General features: G+C 53.7%; 7 protein-coding genes. 2 read left to right on the top strand and 5 right to left on the bottom strand.

Annotated features, from left to right (window positions below; all coding sequences use genetic code 11):
* Window positions 1-418: 418 nt before the first annotated feature.
* Both HFP54_RS24920 and HFP54_RS24925 read right to left on the bottom strand, forming a co-directional pair.
* Complete coding sequence (locus tag HFP54_RS24920; protein ID WP_168567269.1) at window positions 419-1132, bottom strand: hypothetical protein; 714 nt, start codon at window positions 1130-1132, stop codon at window positions 419-421.
* A 676-nt stretch (window positions 1133-1808) separates the two neighbouring features.
* The gene (locus HFP54_RS24925) at window positions 1809-2312 is read right to left on the bottom strand and encodes a hypothetical protein (protein ID WP_168567270.1); all 504 of its coding nucleotides are present in this window, start codon (window positions 2310-2312) and stop codon (window positions 1809-1811) included.
* A 169-nt stretch (window positions 2313-2481) separates the two neighbouring features.
* On the opposite strand from HFP54_RS24925, the gene HFP54_RS24930 reads away from it, so the two are divergent.
* Entirely contained in the window at window positions 2482-3231 is a 750-nt protein-coding gene (locus HFP54_RS24930; protein WP_168567271.1) for a zf-TFIIB domain-containing protein, read from the top strand.
* 103 nt (window positions 3232-3334) lie between these two features.
* Here the strand turns inward: HFP54_RS24930 and HFP54_RS24935 are convergent, their stop codons facing one another.
* The 3 genes from HFP54_RS24935 to HFP54_RS24945 form a co-directional block, all read right to left on the bottom strand.
* A complete protein-coding gene (locus tag HFP54_RS24935) occupies window positions 3335-3892 on the bottom strand; it encodes a leucine-rich repeat domain-containing protein (RefSeq protein ID WP_168567272.1) in 558 nt (185 codons plus the stop codon).
* 95 nt (window positions 3893-3987) lie between these two features.
* Window positions 3988-4485: a hypothetical protein gene (locus tag HFP54_RS24940; protein WP_206036402.1), complete on the bottom strand. Its 498-nt coding sequence runs from the start codon at window positions 4483-4485 to the stop codon at window positions 3988-3990.
* A 771-nt stretch (window positions 4486-5256) separates the two neighbouring features.
* A complete protein-coding gene (locus HFP54_RS24945) occupies window positions 5257-5586 on the bottom strand; it encodes a hypothetical protein (protein WP_168567274.1) in 330 nt (109 codons plus the stop codon).
* A 380-nt stretch (window positions 5587-5966) separates the two neighbouring features.
* Here HFP54_RS24945 and HFP54_RS25890 point away from each other — a divergent pair.
* Window positions 5967-6164: hypothetical protein (locus HFP54_RS25890; protein ID WP_235952376.1), on the top strand; the 198-nt coding region annotated here is incomplete at its 3' end.

Below are 6164 nucleotides of genomic sequence, written 5' to 3' on the forward strand. Positions count from 1 at the left end.
GTGGAATCCAGAACGAGTCAGGCAACGTAGTAAGTTCACCAAATTGACCGCGCAACCAACGCTCGAACCGGCTTGAAGATCGCGACGTTCCGACGCAAACAGACCCACAGCTTGAAGCATCAATCGATTCAAAGCGTCGGTACGTGGTGATCGTCTCTGCGTTCAGTCAACATTGCGAAGCGGCGAAAGACCGAGCACGACCAATGCGTTCGGCAACAAAGCCACACATGACACCGCATTCGATCTTAATTCACCATCAACGCCGGCCGACCGCGCAAACGAACATCAGAGCTTGATGCCGATCAGAGCCAAACCCGTGTAACGTCAGCGATCACCGAGCCGGAACGATAGATCATCAATTTTAAAACCGCTCGCAAGTCCGGCTTCGCGTGCATCGCATTGTTATGCACTTTTGGCCCTAGTCGTAGCCACGCAACCAATAGCGTTTCCAATCAAACGAGCCCTCGTGGAGAGCGAAAAAACTGGTTGGCAGTTGCACATCAACATGCGCCATGAGCATTTGCAAAGCACTACGATCGGTTTCAATCCGTTTGTCACCATAAGTGTAGTCGATTACCTTGCCTTCATCTACGAGTTGATAAACATGGTCGGTTTCGTCAAATGCCCAGCCTATCTCAATTTCCACCGAGCCTCCCCACATAAAGGAATAGTAGTAGACAATTGGTGACGCTGTCTTTACTGAGACCGATTTTAGGAAGCGAAGTAATTGGATCGGATATTGAGACACGTCCAAATCGTCGGGCAATAATATATCAACGTCAACGTGGGTTTCGACTTGATCCCATTTCGCAATTGGTGTACTGGTACTCGATGGACGGTTCTCAAAAAACAGTTCCGCAAATTCTATTGGTGGGGGATCTTTGCGAGAGTATCCACTCGCAACAAGATGCGGACTGATTGCCAAAAGACCACCTTCAGGCAGATCATGGCGAATTGTTCTTTCTGATTCGGGTAAATCATCAGATAGAAAGCGATCACGTACCCACTGAAATCGAATGCCCTCGAGGTTGTCTATAAGGAACATTTGATTCGCGAGAAACGGTTCACACGACAGGGCCTCAGCGACTGCCGGAAATGGTCTAGCGTAGATTTGATTAGCGGCCCAAGTCATGGTGCATAACGGTCGCGTTAACCGAGCGGGGGCGTGGAAACGTGGTCAGCGAAGCGTCCAAGACGGCTCAACCCCGCTTCGGTTGAACGCATTGTTACACATCGAATCAGGCCGGCAACATCGCACGGCTTGAAGCATCGAGTTTCTTTCTGTCGAAGTCGACCAAAGCGTTGCGGGATCGGGGTTGCCGGAGCCGGCGACCAGACACGAAAAGAAGACATCCAGCGGCCGACGGCGAAGGGTGCCCCGAGACCGCGGTGGAATCCAGAACGAGTCATGCAACGTAGCACATTCACCAAATCCACCGCGCAAGCAACGCTCGAACCGGCTTGAAGATCGCGACGTTCCGACGCAAACACCCTGGCGGCTGGAACTGCCAATCGATTCAAAGCGTCGGTACGCGGTGATCGTCTCTGCGTTCAGTCGACATTGCGATGCGGCTAATGACCGAGCACGGCCAATGCGTTTCGCGACAAAGCCAAACATGACACCGCAATCGATCTGGATTCACCATCAAAGTCGGCCGACCGCGCATCCGAAAGTCAAAGCCTGATGCCGATCAGAGCCAACCCCGTGTAACGGCAGCGTTCACCGGGCACGGACGTTTGACTTTCCATCGCGAAAAACCTCGCAAGCCGTGCTCCGGTGCAACGCATTGTTATCCGCCTTGTTTGGGTTAGTAATGGATTACGGTGTAGGTGACTGGATTGCGGTGCCAACCGATACCGTCACCCCAGTCGCAGAATTCTGTTCCATTAGGCATCCACCACGCGACGTATGACATCGCAAAAGATCGGATGGGCTCTGGCGTAAAGATCGCGTTTGTTGCAATGGGCTGATAGATATGATTGAAAGCATCCGCACAGAATTCATTCGATTTGGTCCATGACGACGCGGGTAAAGCGATCTTCGGCGACAGAAAACGAGCGTGCGCCCATGCAGCCGGTCCAAACGAAAGGTAAAGCAAACAGGTCGCTACGAACATCGACGAAGAAACGCCGAATACGACCAAGCCAAATCGACGACGTCGAAAGAAAAAAGATACGAGCGTCAGCACGAGTGTAACCATGAGAAGCGCCGGTCCAATTATTGCCCCCCATCTTGGCCAAGCCAACAGTGTTGCAACCGCAGCCGCTACAACGCTTGTCAACAGCAACAAGCCACCCAGTGAGAATTGCATTGGACTACGCATAAATTCAGTCGGATAACGTCAGACATCACGGGGGACGGAGAGTTGAGCATCCATTCGAGCAAACGCCGCAAGCCGTCCTCCCGTGCATGTCATGGTTCGCCGATTGCGTGTGTCAAGGGTTACGGGGTGTCGTAATTCCGTTGAGTCGAGATTACCATTGCGGCAGCATAAACGATTCAGTGAGGGGCGTGTAATAAAGCCGAAAATCAAGAAGAACATCTTTGGAAAGTACGAGGTCAAATTTGACTGCCCGAAATGCGGTGTACGACTGACGTCGCCGCTAACCGATGCGGGCGAGGTCGATGATTGTCCTGATTGTCGAGCAAAATTCCGCGTGCCGGGAAAAGAGCAACGCGCAGCGTACGAAGCCAAGTTGGCAAAAGAGCAGGCGGAAAAGGAGGCAGAACGGGAATTAAAGAATGAAGAGCGCAGGATTGCCGCCGAAGAGAAGAGGTTGCAGCAAGAGGAGCGGCGCTTGCAGCAAGAGGAGGAACAACGCCGCCGAGAATTGATCATCGCGGAGGAAGAAAAGCAACGTCGGCGTGATGAATTGGCCAGTCTGGCGCCGCCCACTGTGACCGGCGAGATCGTCGGTCCGGCTAGTACAGCCGGGGAAATCGCGGATGTCGCGGAATGTCCGTTCTGTGCGGAGTTGGTATCGCTGCGTGCGCGGAAGTGCAAGCATTGCGGTGAACTATTGGATCCGGTTCTGCGAGCAGCAGAAGAAGGTCGTCGAGCAAGTGCAACGCCACAGATAGTTAACGTCGTGCATGGAGGTAACGCTACCGCCTCAGCGGATGCTTCAGCTGAAGCCTCCGTTTCGAGCGTATCCAGTTGCGGTGGTTGCCTGTCTGCGATCATTTTGTTGATCATCATCATCGCGTGTGCCGGTGCGTTGAGCGGCTGACGTCTCCGTCGGCGAACGGTAGGGTTCAGCGGGGCCGCGCGGACGACTCACCATTTCAAAAACGTCAACTCGCGGCCTCCGTTGCAACCCATGGTTCTGCATTCTACTCGTATCCGTCGAGGCCCAAGTCACGGTGAATCACGTAGATCTCTGGACGTTGCTCTTTTAGGCGATCAACGCCGGCCTGCGTCACCCGCGTGCCGCTGAGATCGACGCCAAGTTTGAAGTTGACAGTTGCCAGTGAGTTTATTCCAGCATCTGATATTGCGGTTCCGTTGAATCGAATTGCGTTCAGGCTTTCAATTTTGGCCAGATGGTGTAATCCGTCGTCGGTAATCCTCGTTCCGTCCAAGTGAAGTACGAGAATCTCTTGGGCGCTTTCCAGGTAGCGAAGGTCGGCGTCTGACACATTTGAATCTGAGCAATAAAGCGATTCAAGCACGGAAAACCGGTCGGGAAGTCGCGCGGTGATACGATCTTCGATAGTAATCCACGAGACGGCGTAGCTCTCATCTATCGTTGGGTCTGAACCACCAAACGAAGCAATTTCATTGATTAGCCGCTGCCGTGTCCGCCGATCGCGACTCTGTCGTTCACCAACGACGAACACAATTGACAAGATTCCAATTGCAATCAGTGCGGTTCTCAAACTGAATCGCAATCTTCACCTCTTCGATTGCAGAACGTTGGACATCACGGGGGACGGAAGAAAGATTCTCCACTTCAGAAATCACGCAAGCCGTCCTCCCGTGCATGTCATTGTTCCCCGCTGTTTTTCTGGAGGTAGGGCAACCAAAACTTGCGAAGATCACTCCATTTGTATCGGCCGATGAAATCCACTATGTCACCGGGGTCCTCGTGGTGCATTAGGCTGTTCAGAACGACGGTCCAAAATTCGCCGTCGAGTTTCTGTGTACGCAAAACGTGGAAGTGTGTGTCCGACACATCAGTGCTGTGAATCAGTTCTTCCGTTCCGTCGCGAGTGATCGAATGGATCAAATGCGATTTGAGACCGTCCAAATATTGAATTCGCACTTCGTCGCGGCCATTCGGGTAGTCTTCGATAACCACGAGATAGCGAAGTTCCGTTGGTGAATGCGGCGTGTATTGATCCGGCGTTAGGTGGCGAGGGACGCCAGCAGTCGAGTAGGTATCCTCAATACCGTCGAGCGGGTCAAAGTAGTCTTCCGCCTTGAGCGTGAGTTCGACGGGCTCTGGATCATCGTGTGTCGCGTAGATGATCCTGATGTTCATTCTGTGAGCACGTACGCGTAGCTTTAGTCGGGGAACGGTCGCGTTAACCGAGCGGGGGCGTGGAAACGTTGTCAGCGAAGCGTCCAAAAGCGGCTCAACCCCGCTTCGGTTGAACGCATTGTTACACATCGCATCAAGCCGGCAACGTCGCACGGCCTGAAGCATCGAGTTTCTTCATTGTGATGTCGACCAAAGCGTGGCGGGATCGGGGTTTCCGAAGCCGGCGGCCAGACACGAAAAGAAGACATCCAGCGGCCGGCGGCGTAGGGGGCCCCGAGACCGCGGTGGAATTCAGGTCGAGTCAGGCAACGTAGCACATTCACCAAATTGACCGCGCAAACAACGCTCGAACCGGCTTGAAGATCGCGACGTTCCGACGCAAACAAAGTCAAAGCTTGAGGCATCAATCGATTCAAAGCGTCGGTACGTGGTAATCGTCTCTGCGTTCAGTAAACATTGTGATTCGGCGAAAGACCGAGCACGACCAATGCGTTCGGCGACAAAGCCCAACATGACACCGCATTCGATCTCGATTCACTATCAAAGACGGCCGACCGCGCACACGAAAACCAATGCCTGGTGCCGATCAGAGCCGACCCCGTGTAACGGCCGGATTCACCGGGTCGGATGAGTTGATTGTCCATTGCTAACCAAAGCCGCAAGTCCGACTCCGGTGCAATCCATGGTTCGCCGCCGGTTCCGAGCGGCTGAGTTGACCAGCGAACGCCGCTGGGGCAATTACAGTATAGCCACCGCCGCGATACTCCGGAATCATTCATCGATGAATTTCCCATCGGGAGACATGATGAAACCGTCCGCGACATCTGGCGTGAAAATGGGGATGAACCCAAACAAGCAACCGCGATTGCCGGTTGACAGATCGGACATCACACGGATATGCCGTTTTTCGCAATCGTCCCAAAGGATGTTTGTCTCAATAGTGTATGCAGTGCCATCGGGTGTGGCTCCGTCGGTCACGTCAAGGTGATCCTCATGACGGGGTAATTCGAGGCGTGCAGCGAGTTCGGAATGCGACATCTCACGATACGCTGAAAGATGCTCTGCCAAAATCGCAGCCAGTATGTCCGGTTCAGCAGCCATGCGAATTCAGTTGGCGAACGTCAGCCGTCACCGGGCGGCGAGAGTAAAACTAACCATCAGGAAACGCGCCGACGCCGCTCCGGTGCACGGCATGGTTATCCGCTATCTGGGGTTGCGTTGCGGGTCATCATTGTAGTGTGTATCGAAACGACGGATGATAGCAACGCCGGGGAAACATCGTGTGGGGATCCACGCACAAGGTCGGAGAGCGAATCGTCGAGAGAGCATCCAGATGTCAGTGACAATGCGGCGGACGCGATGACAGGCGAACGGCTCATGCCAGCAGAACACGCAACAAGGGTAGAGAAACCGTTGAGCAATAGTGAACGTAAGCAATCAATCGCGGCGCAGATCAGTTGAGGGGAGTTTGAACCGTCGTCGTGAAGTGGGAAGCGGCAGTAGATAAGATCGCGCCCGAGTTGGGCAGGCAATTCGTTCGCAGCAAGGTCAACGATTGCGGAGATGTTGCGCTCATAAAGCTGCCGCAAGTCACGAGCATTGATTGCATCACCGATGAACAACAGGTCGTTCTGAGTATTGCGGATCAATGTCGGGTCACGGTCGCACGAAGTTCAGTC

Origin of the sequence: Crateriforma spongiae (assembly GCF_012290005.1) — a bacterium.
Classification (GTDB): Bacteria; Planctomycetota; Planctomycetia; order Pirellulales; family Pirellulaceae; genus Crateriforma; species Crateriforma spongiae.

Coding starts and splice junctions, on each gene's coding strand:
- HFP54_RS24940 (WP_206036402.1), bottom strand. CDS start 4,485: ATGAACATCAGGATCATCTACGCGACACACGATGATCCAGAGCCCGTC.
- HFP54_RS24945 (WP_168567274.1), bottom strand. CDS start 5,586: ATGGCTGCTGAACCGGACATACTGGCTGCGATTTTGGCAGAGCATCTT.
- HFP54_RS24920 (WP_168567269.1), bottom strand. CDS start 1,132: ATGACTTGGGCCGCTAATCAAATCTACGCTAGACCATTTCCGGCAGTC.
- HFP54_RS24925 (WP_168567270.1), bottom strand. CDS start 2,312: ATGCAATTCTCACTGGGTGGCTTGTTGCTGTTGACAAGCGTTGTAGCG.